Genomic DNA, 19,540 nt, shown 5'->3' with positions numbered 1-19,540 from the left:
GTGGCCGACGCCGCGTATGCAGGCAGTTGGTACAGAGTCGCCTGAAACGGGATGCGGAGAGGAATGTCTCCACCACGATCGAGTATTGCGCACTGGAAGACAGCGACCGCGCTCACAATCGTGGCCTCGGCCGTGCTCGGCCCGGTTTCCGTCGAGCAGGCCCACGCGTTCAAGATCTTCGGAATGCGCTTCTTCGAAAGCGCGGAAGAAGAAGTGCAGGTCATAGACCCGGTTCGCTATACGCTGACTTTCGAGCCGGGAACGGATGACGAGGAGCTCCGGGAGGCGCTGGAAAACGGCTCGCAACTCGTTCAGGATCAGGAAGAACCGGTCTCGGGCGATCTTGGCCTGGCGATCAAGGCGCGCGACGACCGCGATCGGCTCCTCGCCGTCCTCTACGAAAAGGCGCGTTACGGCGGCACGGTCAGCATCCTGGTCAACGGCCAGGACATTGACAGCCTACCCCCGGACCCGGCTTTCCCCGACGGCCAGCCCGTGCCGGTCGTGGTTCGCGTTGCTCCCGGGCCGGCATTCACGCTGGGCACGGTCAGGCTCGAGGGAGACGCGGCGCGGCTCGATCCCGCCGCCTACGACCTTAAGCGCGGCGCCCGCGCCGACTCGACCTTGATCATCAAGGCGGGCGAGCAGATCGTGAACGATCTCAAGGAACAGAGCAGGCCCCTGGCCAAGCTCGCCGAGCGCAGCGTCGTTGCGGATCACGCGACTTCCACGGTCGACGTGACGATCCGCGCCGATGGCGGGCCGGTCGCGCCCGTCGGCAACCTGACCGTCAGCGGCGCCAGAACGGTCGATCCGGATTTCGTCAAGGATTATTCCCGCCTGAACCACGGCCGTCCATATTCGCCGGAGAATATTCGCAAGGCCGCCGAGCGGCTGCGGCAGTTGAATGTCTTTTCCAGCGTCACCATCAACGAAGCCGACGGGCTCGCGCCCGACGGCACGATCCCGATGAACATCCAGGTATCGGAAGGCAAGCACCGCTATTTCGGTTTCGGCGGACAGGTCTCGACCACGGACGGCCTTGGCCTCCAGGGCTATTGGGGCCATCGCAATCTCTTCGGACGTGCCGAATCGCTTCGGATCGAAGGCTCGGTCGATCGCCTCGGCGAGACCACCGATGTCGCCGGCCTCGATTATTCGGCCGGCATTCTCTTCGCGAAACCCGGCGCCTTCGGACCGGCCTCGACCTTTACCGCAAGCGTCAAGGCGGCGATCGTCGATCCGGATGCCTATAGTGCCAAAACGGTTACCGCCGCGGCCGGCGCCGCCTTCGAGCTTTCGCCCGAAGACACGTTCTCCGTCGGCGCGGAAGTGGGCTGGGCGGATGTCGACGACGCTTTCGGCTCGAATTCCTATATCACCGCCGCCCTCCCGTTCGAATATGTCCGCGACGCACGCGATGACAAGCTGAACCCGACGGAGGGCTACAGGGCGCTGATCAATGCCAAGCCGAGCTACGAGATCGAGGGAAAGACCTTTTTCAGCTCCTTCGAAGCTTCCGCGTCCGGCTACTACGCGTTTGGGACCGAAAAGCGCTTCGTGCTGGCCGGCAAGCTCGGCGCGGGCGTGCTCGTCGGTGGCGACGAACTCTCCGATATTCCAGCGACCCGGCGGTTCTTCCTCGGCGGCGGCGGGTCGGTGCGCGGCTATTCCTACCAGGAGATCAGCCCCCGCGACGCCGATGACGAACTGACCGGCGGCCGCTCCTATGTGAGCGGCTCCCTCGAAGCCCGCATCGCCGTCACCGATACGATCGGCGTCGTGCCCTTCATCGATGCCGGTACGGTTTCGGATAGCACAGCGCCCGATTTCTCCGACATCCGGGCCGGCGCGGGCATCGGTCTGCGCTATGCGACGCCCTTCGGGCCGATCCGGCTCGACTTCGCCGTGCCGCTCAACAAGTATCCGGGGGGCACCGATTACGGAATCTATGCCGGTATCGGCCAGTCCTTCTGATGCCCGGACTATTTGCTGCATGTGCGCTTCACCGTGGTAAGATGAGCGAAGTCCCGCCTGCCGGGCAATGTGCCGGCACTCTACCGATTCCAGAGCGGCGCAACATGGACTATGGATAGGACATGAATCAGGTCACCCTTTTCCTTCGATCTGCGCTGCGGTACTTCTTCGCCGCTCTCGGCACTCTCGTGGTCGTGCTCCTCCTGCTCGTCGGCTTTCTGGGCTTCACGGTGCCCGGCGCCCGCGTTGTCGCCTGGGCGATCGAGAAATATGCGGCGACCCCCGACCAGATCGTACGCATCGCCGACCCGGGCGCGCTTCTGACCGGCGACTTCACGGCCGGCACGATTACGCTCTTCGATGGCGAAGGCATTTATGCCGAGGTCCGCGACCTTTCGGTCGACTGGTCGCCCGCCGAACTATTCTCGCTTCGCTTCGACTCGAGCAGGATTTCGGCCGGCTCGGTCCGCGTCGAGCGGCTGCCGGTCCCCTCGACCGAAACCCGGGAAGTGCGCTCGACGTTTGCCCTTCCGGTTGACGTGAAGATCGATGCCTTCGATCTCAAGGAAATCGTGCTCGGCAAACAGATTGCCGGCGAGGATCATTTCCTGACTGCCAGAGGCAAGGTCGACGCGACGAATTCCAGCATCGCTCTCGTGCTCGATGCCGCCGAACGGGACCGCCCGGATGCGCGCGCGACCGCCGATCTCGTCTTCAACCCGGCCGGCAACCAGCTGAAGCTTGAAGCCGAGCTCGCGGAGCCGAAGGGCGGCCTTCTGGCGAGACTGCTCCGCCTGCCGGGAGAACCTGCCGTCAACATGACCGTGACCGGACAGGGACCGCTTTCCGACTGGGCGGGCTCGGGTACGGTTACGCTCGATGGAAGCGAGATCCTTCGGCTCGACGGCCAGCACGTGCTCGCGGCCGAGGGAATGCACATGCTTACCGTATCCGGCGGCGGCGCTTTCGCCACGCTGATGCCACCGGCCTTCAGGCCTCTCTTCGAAGGGGAGAGCAGGATCGACCTGACGGCCGCCTTCGACGGCACGAGCAAGGTCCGGATCGATGCAGGCAAGGTTTCGACCGGCGCCATGACGCTCGATGTCTCCGGCACGGTCGACAGCCGCGGCGAGAACAACCTCCAGGCAAGGCTCGCCGGTACGAGCGGGCCTTTCGATTTCCGCTGGCCGCTGAAAGACGGCGAGTTGCAGGCGCTTGTCGACACCGCAAACCTGTCGCTGATCGGCGACGGGCAGTCGGCAATCCTCGATATCGCCGCCAATGTCCCGTCCGTGAACCTGCCGCAGGGACGGCTCGGCGGCATCCGGCTGTCGGCACGGAGCGACGCGTTCAACCTGGAGAGCCGGTCGGGTCCCCTGAAGACGACCGTCGAAGTCGGCGAGAGCCGCTTTGCAAATGCCGAGCTCGATCGGGCGGTGCAGGCGCCCCTTAAGCTCGACGGCACCATCGCCGTCACCCCGGAAGACATCCGTTTCGACCCGCTGGAGATCGAAAGCGCAAGCATCGGCGGCACGGTCACCGGCAGCTTCGATCGCATCGAAACGACGCTCGAGGCGGCATTCAAGGTCTTTGCCGTGCGAGAGGTCCTGCCGCCGGGGCTCGCCGACAAGTTCGACAGAACCATCGCCCTTGCGGGCAACGCAGTCGTGGAACAGGACGGCAGCGTCCGGCTGAGCGAACTCGACATTAAGTCCGGTGCGGTCGACGCCTCCGGCTCGGTTGCGCTTGCCGGAAGCACTTTGAGTGCGGACATCCAGGGAACGCTGCCCGAACTCGGACGGCTGCTCGCCGATGCGGAGGGCTCGGCCGCCTTCCGCGCGGTCGCCTCCGGCCCACTGAACAAGCTCGGCATCGAAGCAGAGATAACCTCAAGCGGAGCGACGCTCGCCGGTCGCACACTGGACGATCTCGTCGTCAATGCCGATGCCACCGTGACGCCGGGGAGCCCCGAAGCGAAACTGACGGCAACCGGCACCCTCGACGGTCAGGCGATCGACGTCCGCGCCGACGTCGTCACCCGGGACGGCCGCACCTCGATCCCCACCCTCGAGGCAAAGATCGGCGACAACCGCCTCACCGGTGCGATGGAGCTTACAGCCGACTTCAAGCCGAACGGGACGATCGACTTCAACCTGCCCGATCTCGGCCTCCTTGCCGCCATGGCCGGGCAGCAGGCATCCGGCGATCTTGCCGGCTCCGCGACGATCCGGACCGCCGACGGCGTCACGTCGCTCGCGCTGACGGCCCGCGGCGAAAGCATCAGGCGTGACGCATTGACCGTTGCCAAGCCCGTGGTCGACGTTACCGTCGCCGATCTTGCCCGGCTGGCGATCAAGGGCGGTGTCCGGGCCGAAAGCGTCGTTCAAGGCGAAAACCGCCTGACGGACATCGATATCGCCTTCGAGCAAGAGGCGGAAAGAACGGGTTTCTCGGTCGGTGCCGAATTTGAAGGCGCTCCGCTTGCGGCGACCGGCGATCTCGCGAGCCGCGACGGCCGGACCGAGATGAGCCTTGCATCGGCCTCGGCGACAGCCAGGCGCATCCCCCTGCAGCTTGCCCGGCCGAGCGTCATCGCCATCGAAAACGGCGTCGTGCATATCGATGGGCTGACGATCCAGGCATCGACGGGCACGGTCGCCGTCACCGGTACGGCAGGCGAGACCCTCGATATTTCGGCGGATATCAGCGACCTGCCCGCCACCTTGATCCATACCGTCGCGCCGACGCTCGGGGCCGAGGGCAAGATTACAGGCAAGGTGGACATTGCCGGGAATGGTGCGGCACCCGTCGTCCGCTACGATCTCACCTGGAGCGGCGCCTCGATCGCCTCCGTGCGGTCGGCCGGCATAACGGCAGAGGACCTGTCGGCAAAGGGAACCGTGACCGTCGCTGAGGACAGCATCCGCCTCGACCCCTTGGCCATCGAACGCGCGGGCTTTCGCGGGGACGTGACGGCCAGTCTCGACCGCGCCGACAACACGGCCGAGGCGAATTTCCAGTTCGTTGCCGAACCCGCCGTGCTGCCGCCCGGCATCGGCGCAAAATTCGATGCGCCGATCACCGTCTCCGGCAAGGTCGAGACAGGCGCCGGCGGCACCGTCGAACTGAGCGCGCTCGAAGTCAAATCCGGTACCGTCAACGCCACCGGTTCGGCCGCACTTGCCGAGGGCGCGCTGACGGCCGAGATAGCGGGCGCATTGCCGGATCTCGGCAAGCTGCTCGCTGAAGCCGAAGGCAAGGCCGCCTTCAGCGCCGACCTGTCCGGGCCGCTCGACGCGCTTGGCGTCAAGGCGGAAGTGACCTCCAGCGGCGCGGTCCTTGCGGGACGCACGCTTTCGGATTTCGTGATCACCGCCGATGCAACGGCGAAACCCGGCAGTCCGCAGGCGAAGCTGACGGCGACGGGGGCTCTGGACGGCCAGGCGATCGACGTGAAGGCCGAGGTGGTCTCGAAGGACGGCCGCACCTCGATCCCGACCCTCGAGGCGAAGGTCGGCGACAACAGATTGACCGGTGCGATCGACCTGACGGCAGACTTCAAGCCCGAGGGCACGGTCGACTTCAATCTCCCCGATCTCGGCCTTCTTGCCGCCATGGCCGGCGAGAAGGTCTCGGGAGACCTCTCCGGTTCGGCAGCGATCAGAACGGCAAACGGTGTGACCTCCCTTTCGCTGAAAGCGAACGGCAGCGGCATCAAGCGCGGCGATCTGACGATCGCAAAGCCGGTCGCCGATATCAGCATCGCCGATGTGGCGGCACTCGCGGTCAGGGGAAGCGTCAGGGCGGAAAACGTCGCTCAGGGTCAAAACCGTGTCACCGGCCTCAATCTCACCTTCGATCAGCAGGGCGGCAGGACCGGCTTTACCGTCGATGGCAGATATGACGGCGGTCCGCTTTCGGCAAAAGGCGACATGGTCGCAAGCGGCGGCCGCACCGAAGTCCGCCTCGCCTCTTTCGCGGCAACGCCCAAGCGGATACCGCTGAAGCTTGCACGCCCGACCGTCGTCGCGATCGAGAACGGCACGGTGCTCCTCGATGCCCTGACGATCCAGGCTTCCAAGGGCACCATCACGGTCGCCGGCTCTGCCGGACCGACGCTCGACATTTCGGCAAGACTCAATGCGCTGCCTGCCGCACTGATCAACACCTTCGCCCCGACGCTCGGGGCGGAAGGCACGATCGCCGGGACGGTGGACGTGGACGGAACGGCAGCGGCTCCGGTGGTCGTCTACGACCTCAGATGGAGCGGCGCCTCGGTCGCAGCAGCGCGCGGCGCCGGCGTATCGTCGCTGGAGATTGCTGCAAAGGGGCGCTTCGCCGACAACCGGGTGACCGTCGATGCCACGGTCTCCGGGCCGGGAAACCTTTCTTTCCGGGGTGGCGGCAATGTCGAGCTTGGCGGCAACATGCCGATCTCGATGAAATTCGCCGGCGACGTACCCTTCGCGCTGCTCGCCAGTATCATGGCGGAACAGGGCTTCACCCTGACCGGATCGGCCAAGGTCGACCTTTCGCTCTCCGGCCCGGCAAAGGCGCCGCAGATTGCCGGCACGATCTCGACCGCCGGAGCCCGGCTCGTGGACGTTCGCCGCAATCTCGCCCTCAACGACCTCACCGCCAATGTCGCACTCGACGGCAGGCAGGCGACGATCTCTCGCCTCTCGGCCAATCTCGCCAGCGGCGGATCGATCGAGGCGAGCGGAACCGTGGGCATCGTCCCCGGCTCCGGTTTCCCGGCGAATCTCAGAATCCGGCTCAACAATGCGACCTATGTCGACGGCACGCTGTTCACCGCCAACCTTGCAGGCGACCTTACGCTCAACGGCCCCCTCGTCTCGACTCCCGTGCTTGGCGGAAGGCTGACGATCCGCAGGGCCGCGATCACCATACCGGAGAGGCTGCCGGCTTCGCTCTCGCAGATCGACATCAAACACCGCAACGCCCCGCCCCGGGTGCGGCAGATGACCAGGGACCTGCGCCGGGATACGTCCGCCGGTACCGAGGCAAGCGGCGCGATCGCCTTCGATCTCGCCGTCAGTTCACCGGGCCAGTTCTTCGTGCGCGGACGCGGAATCGATGCCGAACTCGGCGGCGATCTGACCATCCGCGGCACCGCCGTCCAGCCGATCGTTTCCGGTGGGTTCGACATGCGCCGCGGGCGCCTGGAGATCCTCGGCAAGCGGCTGACCTTCACCGACGGTCATATCGGTTTCGGCGGCGACCTCATTCCGACGCTCGATCTCGACGCGACCTCGAGCGCCGGTTCGACGACGATCACCGTCAACGTCGCCGGCCCGGCCAACAACCCGGCGGTGACCTTCTCCTCGTCGCCGGCCCTGCCGCAGGACGAGATCCTGGCGCAGCTCATCTTCAACCGGTCGCTGAACAATCTTTCCGCCTTCCAGATCGCCCAGCTCGCCTCGGCCGTGGGCCAGCTTGCCGGCGGCGGGTCGACCTCGCTCCTCGACGGCCTGCGCAACAAGCTCGGCGTCGACGATCTCGACATCACGACCGACGAGAGCGGCGGCGCCCAGGTCCGCGCCGGCAAATATCTCAACGACCGCACCTATCTCGAACTGCAACAGGGCTCGGACTCCGCTTCCAGCAAGGCGGTCATCAACCTCGACATCGGCCGCGGCGTCAAGCTGAAGGGCGAAGCGGCCGGCGACGGTTCGGCCGCCGGAGGCATCTTCTTCGAGAGGGAATATTGATCCCTGACGATGCCGCCCGCCCGCCGATCTCGGCGAGCGGTTCATCGTCTCGGCCGTTCCATTATTTTTGACCAGGAGTCTTGACCTCAAGCACGGTTGAGGTCGCAGAAATCACTCCGTGTAACGGACACGGAGGTACGACATGACCGAGCAGATACTCTTCCGGAACGTGATGAAGATCAACCAAGGCAGCTTGGAACCCTTTCGCGAAGCGGTGAGGCAGGCGATCGAATTCGTCGAGCGAAACGGGCCTCAAATCATGGTCCGGACTTTCATCGACGAGCAGGAGATGCGTGCGGTCAGTTTTCAGCTCTACCGGAATTGCGAAGACGTTCTGCGCCATTGGGAAATATCGGACCCCCACATCCGGGCGGTATCGAAACATTGCAGCGTCGAGAAGTTCGAGGTTTACGGCAATCCGAGCGACGAGGTCGCAGCCGGCCTGTCCCAGTTCCTCAGCGACGGCCGCGGACAGATCATGAACCCACTTGCGGGCTTCACGCGCTTCTAGCAATCCCATAAAAGTGCCTAGAGCGGGATGCATTTAGGCGGAATCGGAAAGGGGATTCCTTTTTCTGCGCAAATCAGATTCACCATTCAGGCCGGTGAAGGAGGCCGGCCTTTATGGCGAGACCTTTTTCGAATGATCTTCGGGAACGCGTTGTCGATGCGGTGACGGGCGAGGGCCTATCGTGCCGGGCAGCGGCCAAGCGCTTCGGCATCGGCATCAGCACCGCGATCGATTGGGTGCGGCGGTTTCGCGAGACGGGCAGCGCCGCACCCGGCCAGATGGGTGGGCACAAGCCCCGCAAGCTTTCCGGTCCGCACCGGGCTTGGCTGCTTTGCCGCTGCCGCGAGCGCGACTTCACGCTGCACGGACTTGTCGCCGAGTTGAGCGAGCGCGGCCTGAAGGTGGATTATCGCGCCGTCTGGACCTTCGTGCACGAAGAGGGGTTGAGTTATAAAAAAAGACGCTGGTCGCCAGCGAACGGGAGCGGCCCGACGTCGCCCGCCACCGGGCACGATGGCTGAAGCACTGCCCCGGAATTGATCCCGCCCGCCTCGTTTTCATCGATGAGACCTGGACGAAGACGAACATGGCGCCGCTGCGGGGCTGGGCGCCTCGCGGCGAACGACTGGTGGGCTACGCCCCCTTCGGCCATTGGAACACCATGACCTTTGTCGCCGCACTCAGGGCCGACCGCGTCAGCGCTCCCTTTATCCTCGATGGCCCGATCAATGGCGAACGCTTCCGCATCTATGTCCAGCAAGTTCTGGTGCCGGAACTCAAAGCCGGCGACATCGTCATCCTGGACAATCTCGGCTCCCATAAGGGTCAGGAGATCCGCGCCGCCATCCGTAAGGCCGGCGCCCGCCTGTTCTTTCTGCCGAAATATTCCCCCGATCTCAATCCGATCGAAAAGCTCTTCGCCAAAATCAAGCACTGGTTGCGTGAGGCACAGGCCAGATCACGCGATGCAATCCATGACGAACTGCGCCACATTCTCCAAGCCGTCACCCCACAGGAATGCGCAGCCTACTTCAAAGAGGCGGGATATGAACGGGCTTAAATACATACCGCTCTAGCGGGTTTTCCGTCCCGGAATTGCGTAGTCTCGAGGCTGGATCATTTCGCCGTCTCCGTGAAATGGTCCAGATTCTTTAAAGTACCCATCATAGAGGCCGCTCATGGACGTGAGAGAATTGGACCTGCCACCCGCCTTCCGCGGCCTGCTTTCGGGCTACGGCTTCGAGAGGGACGCACTGGGCCAGTCGGCATCCACCATCTTTCTCCTCAAGGCGCAGAGCCGCCCTTTCCTTATCCTGAAGCATGAACCGTCAGGGCCGTTCGCCGAGTTGACCGGCGAGGCGGCGCGCCTGCACTGGCTCGCAGCCCAGGATATGCCGTGCCCGCGAGTTCTCGGCCATGACGATCATGCAGGAGAGACCTGGCTGTTGCTGGAGGCCGCCGAGGGCATGGACCTTGCCTCCTGCCGGCTGCCGCACGCCGAACGCATCGCCATTCTCGCGGAAGCCCTTCGCCGGCTGCACCGGCTCGATCCGGCGGCTTGCCCGTTCGACCGACGGCTGACCGACAGCATTGCTGCGGCAGAAGCGCGGATGGAGGCCGGCCTTGTTGACGAGAGCGATTTCGACGAGGAGCGGCAAGGCAGGCAAACGAGAGAACTCTTCGATGAGCTTCTCGCGCGCAGACCGAAAGAGGAGCAATTGGTAGTCACCCATGGCGACGCCTGCCTCCCCAACTTCATCGCAGCCGGAAATCAATTCTCCGGCTTCATCGACTGTGGCCGTCTGGGCGTCGCCGACATCTACCAGGATTTGGCACTCGTCTGCTGGAGCATCACCCACAACCTGGGAGAGGAATGGGTCGCCCCGTTTCTGGATCGTTATGGGCTGGCCGCGCCAGACCCTGAAAAGCTCGCCTTTTACCGGCTGCTGGACGAATTTTTCTGAAGCGAACAGGCGAGCTCGGGGCAGGAGTGAAGGGGTCCCCCTCACGCCGCGTTGCGGTCGACGCCGAATGCATCCAGCGCCTCGCTCTCGTTCGTCGCCGTGAACAGCGCCCAGATATGACCGAACGGGTCGATGAGGGCGCCGACCCGGTCGCCGGTCGGCAGCGTTTCGGCGACATTGCGCAGACTGGCGCCGGCGCCCATCGCCCTTTCGAGCACGCGGTCCACATCATCGACGTGCAGCTCGAGGATTGCCGCGGTCGTTCCGAGCGCGTGCGGCGATCGCGGCCCGCCGAGCCTCGGTTCGGCGTCCCGGCGCGGATTGGCGCCGGCCACCCGGAAGACCGAGTCGCCGATGCACAGATCGGCACTCGTCAGAATGCCGCTCCACTCGTGCCGCTGCAGCAGCTCGGCGCCGAAGACATCGCGGTAGAACGCAATCGCCCGCTCCTCGTCACCATGCCTGACGAAGAGCTTTATGCAGATCTGCCGTACCGACGGGCCGCCGGAATAACTAGCCATGGCAATCTCCCTGGATCGCAATGATGTCGGGCGGGTGGAACCCGCGATCAAATACGCCATCGTTCAAAATGAGACCGAATGCCGCGGAGACCGCGCCCGTGCTCATGCCTCTCTTGTTTGCTGAGAGGAACATCTTATCGGAACATAAGAACAAATCAAGAACAAAAAGCAGCCGTGAGTTGCCGATCTGGACCGAGGGGCGGTCACCTCACGAAGACCCGGTCAACTTGCTGGTCTTCAGCAGAATGTTCGTTTCGGTCACGGTGATACCATCGATCAAACGGATGCGCCGCAAGGTCTCGTCGAAGCTCGCAAGGTCCCGGTCCTCGAGCTCGGCAATGAAGTCCCACCTTCCGTTCGTGCTGTGCAGCGCCCGCACCTGCGGCAGACCGCGCAATTGCTCGGCGACGCGGTCCGCCATCTTTCCGTGAACCTCGATCATCACCACGGCCCTGACGCCGGAGGCGGGGATTTCCGCGCCGGTGCGGATGGTGAAAGCGGCAATCGTCCCGTTCGCGACGAGGCGGTCGATGCGCGCAGCGACCGTCGCACGCGAGACGCCGGTCATTGCCGAAAGCGTGGAGACGGGCATGCGGGAGTTTTGCCGGAGAGCGCTGATGAGCGCCTGATCGAGATCATCCATCTTATCACTTCGTCAAAAAAGACTTTACACTTTGCGCATCTTATCTTCCCAATCGACAGTTTTCCATCTTTTTGCCGCCACGCTTTTTGACGATAATCCGCCGGACTTCACGGGAACCGAACTTCCCGGCAACAGGGCGAAGGGACGAGGCGGACATGAAAACCATCACATTGATCGGCGCACCCATCGAGGAAGGCTCGGGCCGCCGCGGCGCAGCCATGGGGCCGACGGCGCTCAGGATCGCCGGCATAGACACGGTCCTCGCCGAACTCGGCCATACGGTCAATGACGAGGGGGATCTGAGGCCGCTGCCCGCGCGCGATCTCGCCAACCATCCCGGCGCCAACAATCTGCAGTCCGTTGCAGCTTTCGCGCGCGCGCTCGACGAAGCCGTGCACGATACCGCGCGCAAGGGACATTTCCCCATCATTCTCGGGGGCGACCACGCGCTGTCGATGGGCAGCGTCTCCGGCATGGCGCGTCACGCCCAGGACGTCGGCCGGCCCCTCTTCGTCCTCTGGCTCGACGCGCATGCCGACTTCAACTCGCCTGCGACCTCGCCCTCCGGAAACATGCACGGCATGCCGGTCGCCTTCTTCTGCGGCGAAGCGGAGTTCGCCCCGATCCTCCCGAAGGACCGGCCGCTGGTCGACCCGAAGAAGGTCTATCAGGTCGGAATCCGCTCGGTCGACGCGCGTGAGCGCGAGGAAATCGCCGAGCACGGCGTCAATGTCTTCGATATGCGGGCCATCGACGAGATGGGCATGGCCCACATCATCCGTCAGATCGTCGACGAGGTTCGCGCCGCCAACGGCCTGCTGCATGTGAGCCTCGACGTCGATTTCATGGATCCGGAACTTGCCCCCGGCGTGGGCACGACGGTCCCGGGCGGCGCGACCTTCCGCGAGGCGCACCTCATCATGGAAGTGCTGTGCGACAGCGGCCTCGTCTCTTCCCTCGATGTCGTCGAGCTCAACCCGTTCCTCGACGACCGGGGCAAGAGCGCGCGCATTCTGGTCGAACTGACGGCAAGCCTCTTCGGCCGCCGTATCCTTGATCGTCCGACTCGCGCGGCCTGAAGCCGCGTCCCCACCTCGCTCTCCTGCGAGGGGCGAACGTTCAGCAAAGGTTTAACGAATCCGCGCCTAGTATAGGCATACGGAGCGCAAGGCGGATTTTTCCGTGCATGAAGCGGCTTGCGCCTCGCCGGATGTCATCGGCGGACCACCACGACCGGAAAGCTGGAAGGACCTTCGATGACAAGCACGCAGAGAGCAGCCGGATTTGACGGCGAGACGCTCGAAATCATAGCGTTTCGCCTCCACGACCAGGAATTTTGCGTCAAGACCACGACGATCCGCGAGATACGCGGCTGGGCGCCCTCGACGCCCATCCCGCATGCTCCGCCGGAAGTGATCGGCGTGATGAACCTGCGCGGCACGGTGATCCCGATCATCGACCTCGCCCACAAGCTCGGCATGAAATCGACCGTCACCAACGAACGCAGCGCGATCGTGGTCGCAGAGGTCCACAACATGGTCATCGGTCTCGTCGTCGACCGCGTTTCCGATATTCTGACCGTTCAGGGCAGTCAGGTACAGCCTGTGCCGGAAGTCACCGTGTCCTTCGACAAGAGCTTTGCGGAAGGCATCATCGCCAATGAATCGGGCATGATCTGCTTCCTCAATCTCGCCCGCATGTTCAAGGAGCGGGAAACGGAAGAGCTGGCGGCCTGAGCCTGGGCATCAAGCATATCCAGAGCGATTCACTGTTTCCTGCAGTGAGTCGCTCCAGTGACGAAGGAATACATCATTTTGCGAGTAGATAAGAAGCAATTTCTATTTTAACGAGAAATTAAGTTCGCTTTACTAATTTAGATTGAACAGCGGCATGACGCCCTCAGTGATTTCGAAATCTCCCCAGCAACCGGCGGCCGCCCTTTCCTGAAGGACGGCGAAGCAGATCACAAACGTCCGCTCCGCGGCCGTTTCTTCGCGAAAATTTCAGAGGGGATCATGTTTTCTTTCACCAGGAGCCGTGACGCACGGCAGATCATCGACGCCTTGTCCAAATCGCAGGCAATCATTCAATTCGATCTCGCCGGCAATGTCCTCGATGCCAACGAGAATTTCTGCAAGGCGCTCGGCTACAGTCTGCAGGAAATCGTCGGACAGCACCATCGCATCTTCTGCGCGCCGGAATTCGTGGCGACTGAGGAGTATCGTGAGTTCTGGGCGCGCCTCGGCCGCGGCGAACTCGACAGCAACAGCTACCGACGCCTCGCCAAGGGCGGACGGGAGATCTGGATCCAGGCGAGCTACAACCCGGTCTTCCGAAACGGCAAGCCCTGCAAGGTCGTCAAGTTCGCAACCGACATCACCCCAGCCAAGATGAAGGCCACGGAAGATGCCGGCAAGCTCGATGCCATTTCCCGCTCGCAGGCGATGATCGAGTTCTCGCCTGCCGGCGAGGTGATGACAGCCAACGAGAACTTCTGCAACACGCTCGGCTATCAGCTCTCCGAAATCCAGGGCCGGCACCACAGCATGTTCTGCGAGCCCGGTTATACCGACACGGCCGAATATGCCGATTTCTGGAGGCGGCTGGCCCAGGGCGAATTCATCGCCAACGAATTCGTCCGCTACGGCAAGGGCGGCAAGGAAGTCTGGATCCAGGCGGCCTACAACCCCATTCGCGATCCGAACGGCCGGGTTTACAAGGTGGTCAAATTCGCGACAGACGTTACCGAACGCATGGCCGCGATCAATTCGCTCGGAGCCGGCCTGCGTGCGCTTGCCGAGGGCGATCTGGCACAATCGATCGACACGCCCTTCGTTCCCAGCATGGAAATGGTGCGCAAGGACTTCAACGAAGCGCTTGTCCGCCTCTGTCGGGCCATGCAGACGGTCGGCGAAAATGCCAGCGCGATCGCTGGCGGCGCGCGCGAGATCCGGTCTGCCGCCGACGACCTGTCGAAACGCACCGAACAGCAGGCGGCCTCCGTCGAGGAAACGGCCGCAGCGCTGGACGAGATCACCACGACTGTCGCGGATTCCAGCCGCCGCGCCGAGGAAGCAGGCAATCTGGTCGCAAAGACGAAGGACGGCGCCGAGCGCTCCGGACTTGTCGTCAAAAGCGCGATCGGCGCCATGGGCCAGATCGAGCAATCCTCGCGGGAAATCAGCAACATCATCGGCGTGATCGACGACATCGCCTTCCAGACGAACCTGCTGGCGCTCAACGCCGGTGTCGAGGCGGCGCGTGCCGGAGAAGCCGGCAAGGGCTTTGCCGTCGTGGCTCAGGAGGTCCGCGAACTGGCGCAGCGATCGGCCAGCGCGGCAAAGGACATCAAGACCCTTATCACCGCTTCAGGCGAGCATGTGAGGAACGGCGTATCGCTGGTCGGCCAGACCGGTACCGCCCTGGAAACCATCCTGGCGCAGGTGCAGGAGATAAATCACAACGTCTCGGCGATCGTGGAAGCGGCCCGCGAACAGTCGACCGGGCTCAAGGAAATCAACCAGGCGGTCAATGCGATGGATCAGACGACTCAGCAGAACGCCGCCATGGTGGAGGAAAGCACGGCCGCGAGCCATCGGATGTCGCAGGAGGCGGACGCGTTGCACGCCCTGCTGCGTCAGTTCCGCATCGGACGGGACGCTTCGCCCGCAAGCGACAACAGGATGGAAGCGCCTCATTCGCCCACGCGGCTCCACGCAACGGCAAAGGCGCTGCGCAGCGGCACGAGATCCAATCTCGCGCTCGCTCCCGCCGCGGACGACTGGGAGAATTTCTGACCGCACGCCCGCCCGCGCTCATTTTTCGAGCCTAACGGCTCCCCCGTCGGGAAGAGCATAAGCTCTCCCTCACACACTTGCCTGGCAGAGGATGGATTCCTGTGACAGGCACAAGAATGAGGATCGAAGGGCAAGCCTTTCCTGTCAGTGCTCTAGGACCTGCGGACGGCGGATCTTCTCAGCCGCTTCGAGCACCAGCGGGTTCAACCCTTCACCGCCATGCGCGATATGCTCGAAGAGCTTGCGGCGCATGCGCGGCTCCCAATATTTATTGATGTGCGTCGCCACGCCCTCGGCCGCCCCCGCCGCCGGCTGGGTCAGGAAGAAAGTGGCAATCTGGTTTGCCATATAGACGAGCTTGGCGTTGGGGTCAGACATGAACGATTGCTCCGGATTCAGAATAGCGGCACGCGGGCGGATAAGGACGCAGGCTCCTCGTCGTTTCGGATGATGCGCTCCGCATGCGTGAAGATTTCAAACTCGTCACCGCGGACAAGTGCGATGAGGGTCATGCCCGCCCCTTCCGCCGTGCGGATGGCGAGCGCCGTCGGTGCGGAAATGGCGATGATCACCGGGCTTCCGACGATCGCGGTTTTCTGCACCATCTCGACCGACACCCGCGACGTGACGACAACCGCGCCCTGGGCGCCCCTGAAGCCGGCGCGCGCGGCCGCTCCGGTGAGCTTGTCCAGCGCATTGTGACGCCCGACATCCTCGCGAACCGCGATCAGCCCGCGTCCCGGCACGTAGAAGGCCGCACCGTGCACAGCCCGTGTCTCGAAATGCAGCGGCTGCTGTCCATTGAGAAGCGCGACGGCGTCCACCACGTCCTGCTCGGAAAGGCGAAGCAGGGAGCCGGAGACGTCCGGCGTCGGGCGAACGGCCTCATCGATCGACTCTATCCCGCAGAGACCGCAGCCGACCGGCCCGGCCATGTGGCGACGTCTGAGCTGCAGAGCGTCGTTCTGTTCGTCCTCGAGCCTGATCTGCAGGTCGATGCCCTTTTCCTCGACGACGGTGTCTATGTCGTCGATCTGTTCGGGACCGGTGATGATCCCTTCGGTCAGGCTGAAGCCGATGGCGAAATCCTCGAGATCGGCAGGTGTCGCCATCATCACCGCATGCGTCGAACCGCCATAGGTGAAGGCGACCGGCGTTTCCTCGGGCACCACGCGCGACTGCGCGACGAGGATGCCGCCGCGCCGCGCAGCCTCCGGGACCGTCGCCGTCGTTCCGGATGGAGAGGACGAAACTCGCTTGCCCGCCATTCTCGCTCCTATTCCGCCGCCTCCAGCTTGCCGGCAATGCGACGCGACTGGCGAGCCTGCTCGTCATAGTCGCGCTGCCAGTCGGAGGGACCGTTCGACGGCGAGACCTGCACCGCGGTCACCTTGTATTCCGGGCAGTTGGTCGCCCAGTCGGTAAAGTCCGTGGTGATGACGTTCGCCTGCGTCGACGGGTGATGGAAGGTCGTATAGACGACGCCCGGTGCGACGCGGTCGGTGATCAGCGCGCGGAGCGTCGTGTCGCCCGAGCGGCTGGCGAGCCTGACCCAGTCCCCGTCGCGGATGCCACGCTGCTCCGCGTCGTGCGGGTGGATTTCCAGCCGGTCTTCCGCATGCCAGACGACGTTCTCCGTGCGCCGCGTCTGGGCGCCGACATTGTACTGGCTGAGAATACGGCCGGTCGTCAGAAGCAGCGGGAAGCGCGGGCCGGTCCTCTCGTCGGTCGCCACATATTCGGTGCGGATGAACTTGCCCTTGCCGCGCACGAAACCGTCGACATGCATGATGGGCGAGCCGAGCGGCGCCTTTTCATTGCACGGCCACTGCACCGAGCCCATCTTGTCCAGATAGTCGTAGGAGACCATGGCAAAGCTCGGCGTCGTCGCCGCGATCTCGTCCATGATCTCGGACGGATGGCGGTAGTTCCAGGCAAGCCCCATGGCTTGCGCCATCTTCTGCGTCACCTCCCAATCGGCATAGCCGTTCTTCGGCCGCATGACGCGCCGGACGCGGTTGATGCGGCGCTCGGCATTGGTGAAGGTTCCGTCCTTTTCGAGGAAGGTCGATCCGGGCAGGAAGACATGGGCGTAGTTGGCCGTCTCGTTGAGGAAGAGATCGTGCACCACGACGCATTCCATTGCGGCAAGGCCGGCGGCGACGTGCTTCGTGTCCGGATCCGACTGCAGTATGTCCTCGCCCTGCACGTAGAGCCCCTTGAAGGTGCCCTCGACGGCGGCGTCGAGCATGTTGGGGATGCGCAGGCCCGGCTCATGATTGAGCGTCACGCCCCAGAGCTTCTCGAAGATCTCGCGCGTCGCATCGTCCGAAATATGCCGGTAGCCGGGAAGCTCGTGCGGGAAGGAGCCCATGTCGCAGGAGCCCTGGACGTTGTTCTGGCCGCGCAACGGATTGACGCCGACGCCCGGCCGGCCGATGTTGCCGGTGAGCATGGCAAGGTTGGCGATCGCCATCACTGTCGTCGAGCCCTGGCTGTGCTCGGTGACGCCGAGGCCGTAATAGATCGCGCCGTTGCCGCCCGTGGCGTAAAGCCGCGCAGCCCCGCGCACCAGTTCCGGCGGAACGCCGGTATAGGCTTCGGTCGCTTCCGGGCTGTGATGGGGCTCGGCGACGAAGGCCGCCCAGTCTTCGAATTCCGACCAGTCGCAGCGCTCGCGGATGAAGGCTTCGTTGGCAAGGCCTTCCGTGACGATGACATGCGCAATCGCCGTCAGGATGGCGACGTTGGTGCCGGGCTTCAGGGGCAGGTGGTACGACGCTTCGACATGGGCCGAGCGGACGAGGTCGATCCGGCGCGGATCGATGACGATCAGCTTGGCGCCTTGGCGCAGCCGCTTCTTCAGCCGCGAGGCGAAGACCGGATGGCCGTCGGTCGGGTTGGCACCGATGATGACCGCAACATCCGTGTGCTCCACGCTGTCGAAATCCTGCGTGCCGGCGGAGGTGCCGAAGGTCTGGTTGAGGCCGTAGCCGGTCGGCGAATGGCAGACGCGGGCGCAGGTGTCGACATTGTTGTTGCCGAAACCGGCACGCACCAGCTTCTGCACCAGAAAGGTTTCCTCATTGGTGCAGCGCGAAGACGTGATGCCGCCGACGGAATCGCGGCCGTACTGGTACTGGATGCGGCGGAACTCGGAGGCGACATGCGCGAAAGCCTCTTCCCAGGTGACCTCGCGCCAGGGATCGGTGACCTTCTCGCGGACCATGGGATTGAGGATGCGGTCCCTGTGGTTGGAGTAACCATAGGCGAAGCGGCCCTTGACGCAGGAATGGCCGCGATTCGCCTGGCCGTCCTTCCAGGGCACCATGCGCACCAGCTCCTCGCCGCGCATCTCCGCCTTGAACGAGCAGCCGACTCCGCAATAGGCGCAGGTGGTGACGACCGAATGCTCCGGCTGGCCGATCTCGATCACCGATTTTTCCGTCAGCGTCGCCGTGGGGCAAGCCTGCACGCAGGCGCCGCAGGAGACGCATTCGGAGGAAACGAAATCCTCGTTCATGCCGGCGGAGACGCGCGAATCGAAGCCGCGGCCGCTGATCGTCAGCGCGAAGGTGCCCTGCACTTCCTCGCAGGCCCGCACGCAGCGCGAGCAGACGATGCACTTGGCCGGATCATAGGTGAAATACGGGTTCGATTCGTCCTTCGGCGCCCATTTGGCGTTGATCTCGCCATTGTTGCGCGCCGTCACATGGTTTTCGCCGTCATAGCCGTAGCGCACGTCGCGCAGGCCCACGGCACCGGCCATGTCCTGCAGCTCGCAATCGCCATTGGCCGCGCAGGTGAGGCAGTCGAGCGGGTGGTCGGAAATATAGAGCTCCATGACGCCGCGGCGGACATCCTTCAGCCGCTGCGTCTGCGTCGAAACGCTGATGCCCGCCGCCACCGGCGTCGTGCAGGAGGCCGGCATGCCGGCGCGCCCGTCGATCTCTACGAGACAGAGCCGGCAGGAACCGAAGGCATCCATCATGTCGGATGCGCAAAGCTTCGGCACCTCGATGCCCGCTTCCATCGCCGCGCGCATGATCGACGTGCCTTCCGGCACCGTGATCTCGCGTCCGTCGATCGTCAGCGTCACCAGCTTTTCGGATTTGGAAGCAGGAGTGCCGTAGTCGATTTCATGAATGAGAGACATTAGCGGGCCTCCTGAAAAATTGCGTTCGGGGCGATTGCCGACTCTGCCGTCCGCCCCTCATCCGGCTGCCGCCACCTTCTCCCCGCTCGCGGGGAGAAGGGATATGCCGCACCGTCCTGCGCAACCGCAGCCGCCGCACATGGGCTGTCCCCTCTCCCCGCTTGCGGGGAGAGGGTTAGGGTGAGGGGCTTCCGAGAATAAAGCGTGAGGGGCTTCCCAGCATAAAGCGTGAGGGGCAA

General features: G+C 64.0%; 13 protein-coding genes. 8 read left to right on the top strand and 5 right to left on the bottom strand.

All coding sequences use genetic code 11. The features are described from left to right. The first annotated feature begins 63 nt into the window (after window positions 1–63). The 5 genes from M1D34_RS17145 to M1D34_RS17125 all read left to right on the top strand — a co-directional run bounded on the left by M1D34_RS17145 (window position 64) and on the right by M1D34_RS17125 (window position 10,184). Complete coding sequence (locus tag M1D34_RS17145; RefSeq protein WP_013844890.1) at window positions 64–1,977, top strand: autotransporter assembly complex protein TamA; 1,914 nt, start codon at window positions 64–66, stop codon at window positions 1,975–1,977. A 122-nt stretch (window positions 1,978–2,099) separates the two neighbouring features. Next, a complete protein-coding gene (locus M1D34_RS17140) occupies window positions 2,100–7,709 on the top strand; it encodes a translocation/assembly module TamB domain-containing protein (protein ID WP_498780048.1) in 5,610 nt (1,869 codons plus the stop codon). A 142-nt stretch (window positions 7,710–7,851) separates the two neighbouring features. Continuing rightward, complete coding sequence (locus tag M1D34_RS17135; RefSeq protein ID WP_028011071.1) at window positions 7,852–8,220, top strand: hypothetical protein; 369 nt, start codon at window positions 7,852–7,854, stop codon at window positions 8,218–8,220. A gap of 113 nt (window positions 8,221–8,333) precedes the next feature. After that, window positions 8,334–9,280 (top strand): IS630-like element ISRm2011-2 family transposase gene (locus M1D34_RS17130; RefSeq protein ID WP_011970797.1). Its coding sequence is split into 2 segments (ribosomal slippage): window positions 8,334–8,673 and window positions 8,673–9,280, totalling 948 coding nucleotides; the frame shifts between segments, so codons are not numbered across the junction. Between the two features lie 118 nt (window positions 9,281–9,398). Next, complete coding sequence (locus M1D34_RS17125; protein WP_003528565.1) at window positions 9,399–10,184, top strand: APH(3') family aminoglycoside O-phosphotransferase; 786 nt, start codon at window positions 9,399–9,401, stop codon at window positions 10,182–10,184. A 41-nt stretch (window positions 10,185–10,225) separates the two neighbouring features. On the opposite strand, the gene M1D34_RS17120 is transcribed toward M1D34_RS17125, so the two are convergent. Beyond that, window positions 10,226–10,705 (bottom strand): VOC family protein, encoded by a 480-nt coding sequence (locus M1D34_RS17120; protein ID WP_003528564.1) that lies wholly within the window; start codon window positions 10,703–10,705, stop codon window positions 10,226–10,228. A 208-nt stretch (window positions 10,706–10,913) separates the two neighbouring features. Next, window positions 10,914–11,348, bottom strand: a complete 435-nt coding sequence (locus tag M1D34_RS17115; RefSeq protein ID WP_003528562.1) for an Lrp/AsnC family transcriptional regulator — start codon at window positions 11,346–11,348, stop codon at window positions 10,914–10,916. A 155-nt stretch (window positions 11,349–11,503) separates the two neighbouring features. Here M1D34_RS17115 and rocF point away from each other — a divergent pair, with 155 nt between their 5' ends. From rocF to M1D34_RS17100, 3 genes are all read left to right on the top strand, one after another. Next, window positions 11,504–12,427 carry an arginase gene (gene rocF / locus M1D34_RS17110; RefSeq protein WP_003528561.1) on the top strand — a complete coding sequence of 308 codons (924 nt, stop codon included), beginning with the start codon at window positions 11,504–11,506 and terminating at the stop codon, window positions 12,425–12,427. Window positions 12,428–12,604: 177 nt separating this feature from the next. After that, window positions 12,605–13,084 (top strand): chemotaxis protein CheW, encoded by a 480-nt coding sequence (locus M1D34_RS17105; RefSeq protein WP_498780044.1) that lies wholly within the window; start codon window positions 12,605–12,607, stop codon window positions 13,082–13,084. 279 nt (window positions 13,085–13,363) lie between these two features. Further along, window positions 13,364–15,145, top strand: a complete 1,782-nt coding sequence (locus M1D34_RS17100) for a methyl-accepting chemotaxis protein (protein WP_498780043.1) — start codon at window positions 13,364–13,366, stop codon at window positions 15,143–15,145. 144 nt (window positions 15,146–15,289) lie between these two features. On the opposite strand, the gene M1D34_RS17095 is transcribed toward M1D34_RS17100, so the two are convergent. Genes M1D34_RS17095 through fdhF form a run of 3 tightly spaced genes read right to left on the bottom strand, consistent with a single transcriptional unit; the run spans window position 15,290 to window position 19,301 of the window. Then, window positions 15,290–15,523 (bottom strand): formate dehydrogenase subunit delta, encoded by a 234-nt coding sequence (locus M1D34_RS17095; RefSeq protein ID WP_010970348.1) that lies wholly within the window; start codon window positions 15,521–15,523, stop codon window positions 15,290–15,292. Between the two features lie 17 nt (window positions 15,524–15,540). Continuing rightward, window positions 15,541–16,413 carry a formate dehydrogenase accessory sulfurtransferase FdhD gene (gene fdhD / locus M1D34_RS17090; protein WP_498780041.1) on the bottom strand — a complete coding sequence of 291 codons (873 nt, stop codon included), beginning with the start codon at window positions 16,411–16,413 and terminating at the stop codon, window positions 15,541–15,543. A gap of 8 nt (window positions 16,414–16,421) precedes the next feature. Further along, window positions 16,422–19,301 carry a formate dehydrogenase subunit alpha gene (gene fdhF / locus M1D34_RS17085; protein ID WP_010970349.1) on the bottom strand — a complete coding sequence of 960 codons (2,880 nt, stop codon included), beginning with the start codon at window positions 19,299–19,301 and terminating at the stop codon, window positions 16,422–16,424. Window positions 19,302–19,540: the final 239 nt, after the last annotated feature.

The organism is Ensifer sp. D2-11, from assembly GCF_054161295.1.
The sequence above is the reverse complement of the archived record's forward strand: the minus strand, read 5'-3'. Positions and strand labels throughout refer to the sequence as shown.

What these genes read in the sequence shown, in the direction of transcription:
- M1D34_RS17115 (WP_003528562.1), bottom strand. Translation starts at nt 11,348, where the DNA reads ATGGATGATCTCGATCAGGCGCTCATCAGCGCTCTCCGGCAAAACTCC.
- M1D34_RS17125 (WP_003528565.1), top strand. Translation starts at nt 9,399, where the DNA reads ATGGACGTGAGAGAATTGGACCTGCCACCCGCCTTCCGCGGCCTGCTT.
- M1D34_RS17135 (WP_028011071.1), top strand. Translation starts at nt 7,852, where the DNA reads ATGACCGAGCAGATACTCTTCCGGAACGTGATGAAGATCAACCAAGGC.
- M1D34_RS17105 (WP_498780044.1), top strand. Translation starts at nt 12,605, where the DNA reads ATGACAAGCACGCAGAGAGCAGCCGGATTTGACGGCGAGACGCTCGAA.
- rocF (WP_003528561.1), top strand. Translation starts at nt 11,504, where the DNA reads ATGAAAACCATCACATTGATCGGCGCACCCATCGAGGAAGGCTCGGGC.
- M1D34_RS17100 (WP_498780043.1), top strand. Translation starts at nt 13,364, where the DNA reads ATGTTTTCTTTCACCAGGAGCCGTGACGCACGGCAGATCATCGACGCC.
- M1D34_RS17145 (WP_013844890.1), top strand. Translation starts at nt 64, where the DNA reads ATGTCTCCACCACGATCGAGTATTGCGCACTGGAAGACAGCGACCGCG.
- M1D34_RS17120 (WP_003528564.1), bottom strand. Translation starts at nt 10,705, where the DNA reads ATGGCTAGTTATTCCGGCGGCCCGTCGGTACGGCAGATCTGCATAAAG.
- fdhD (WP_498780041.1), bottom strand. Translation starts at nt 16,413, where the DNA reads ATGGCGGGCAAGCGAGTTTCGTCCTCTCCATCCGGAACGACGGCGACG.
- fdhF (WP_010970349.1), bottom strand. Translation starts at nt 19,301, where the DNA reads ATGTCTCTCATTCATGAAATCGACTACGGCACTCCTGCTTCCAAATCC.
- M1D34_RS17140 (WP_498780048.1), top strand. Translation starts at nt 2,100, where the DNA reads ATGAATCAGGTCACCCTTTTCCTTCGATCTGCGCTGCGGTACTTCTTC.
- M1D34_RS17095 (WP_010970348.1), bottom strand. Translation starts at nt 15,523, where the DNA reads ATGTCTGACCCCAACGCCAAGCTCGTCTATATGGCAAACCAGATTGCC.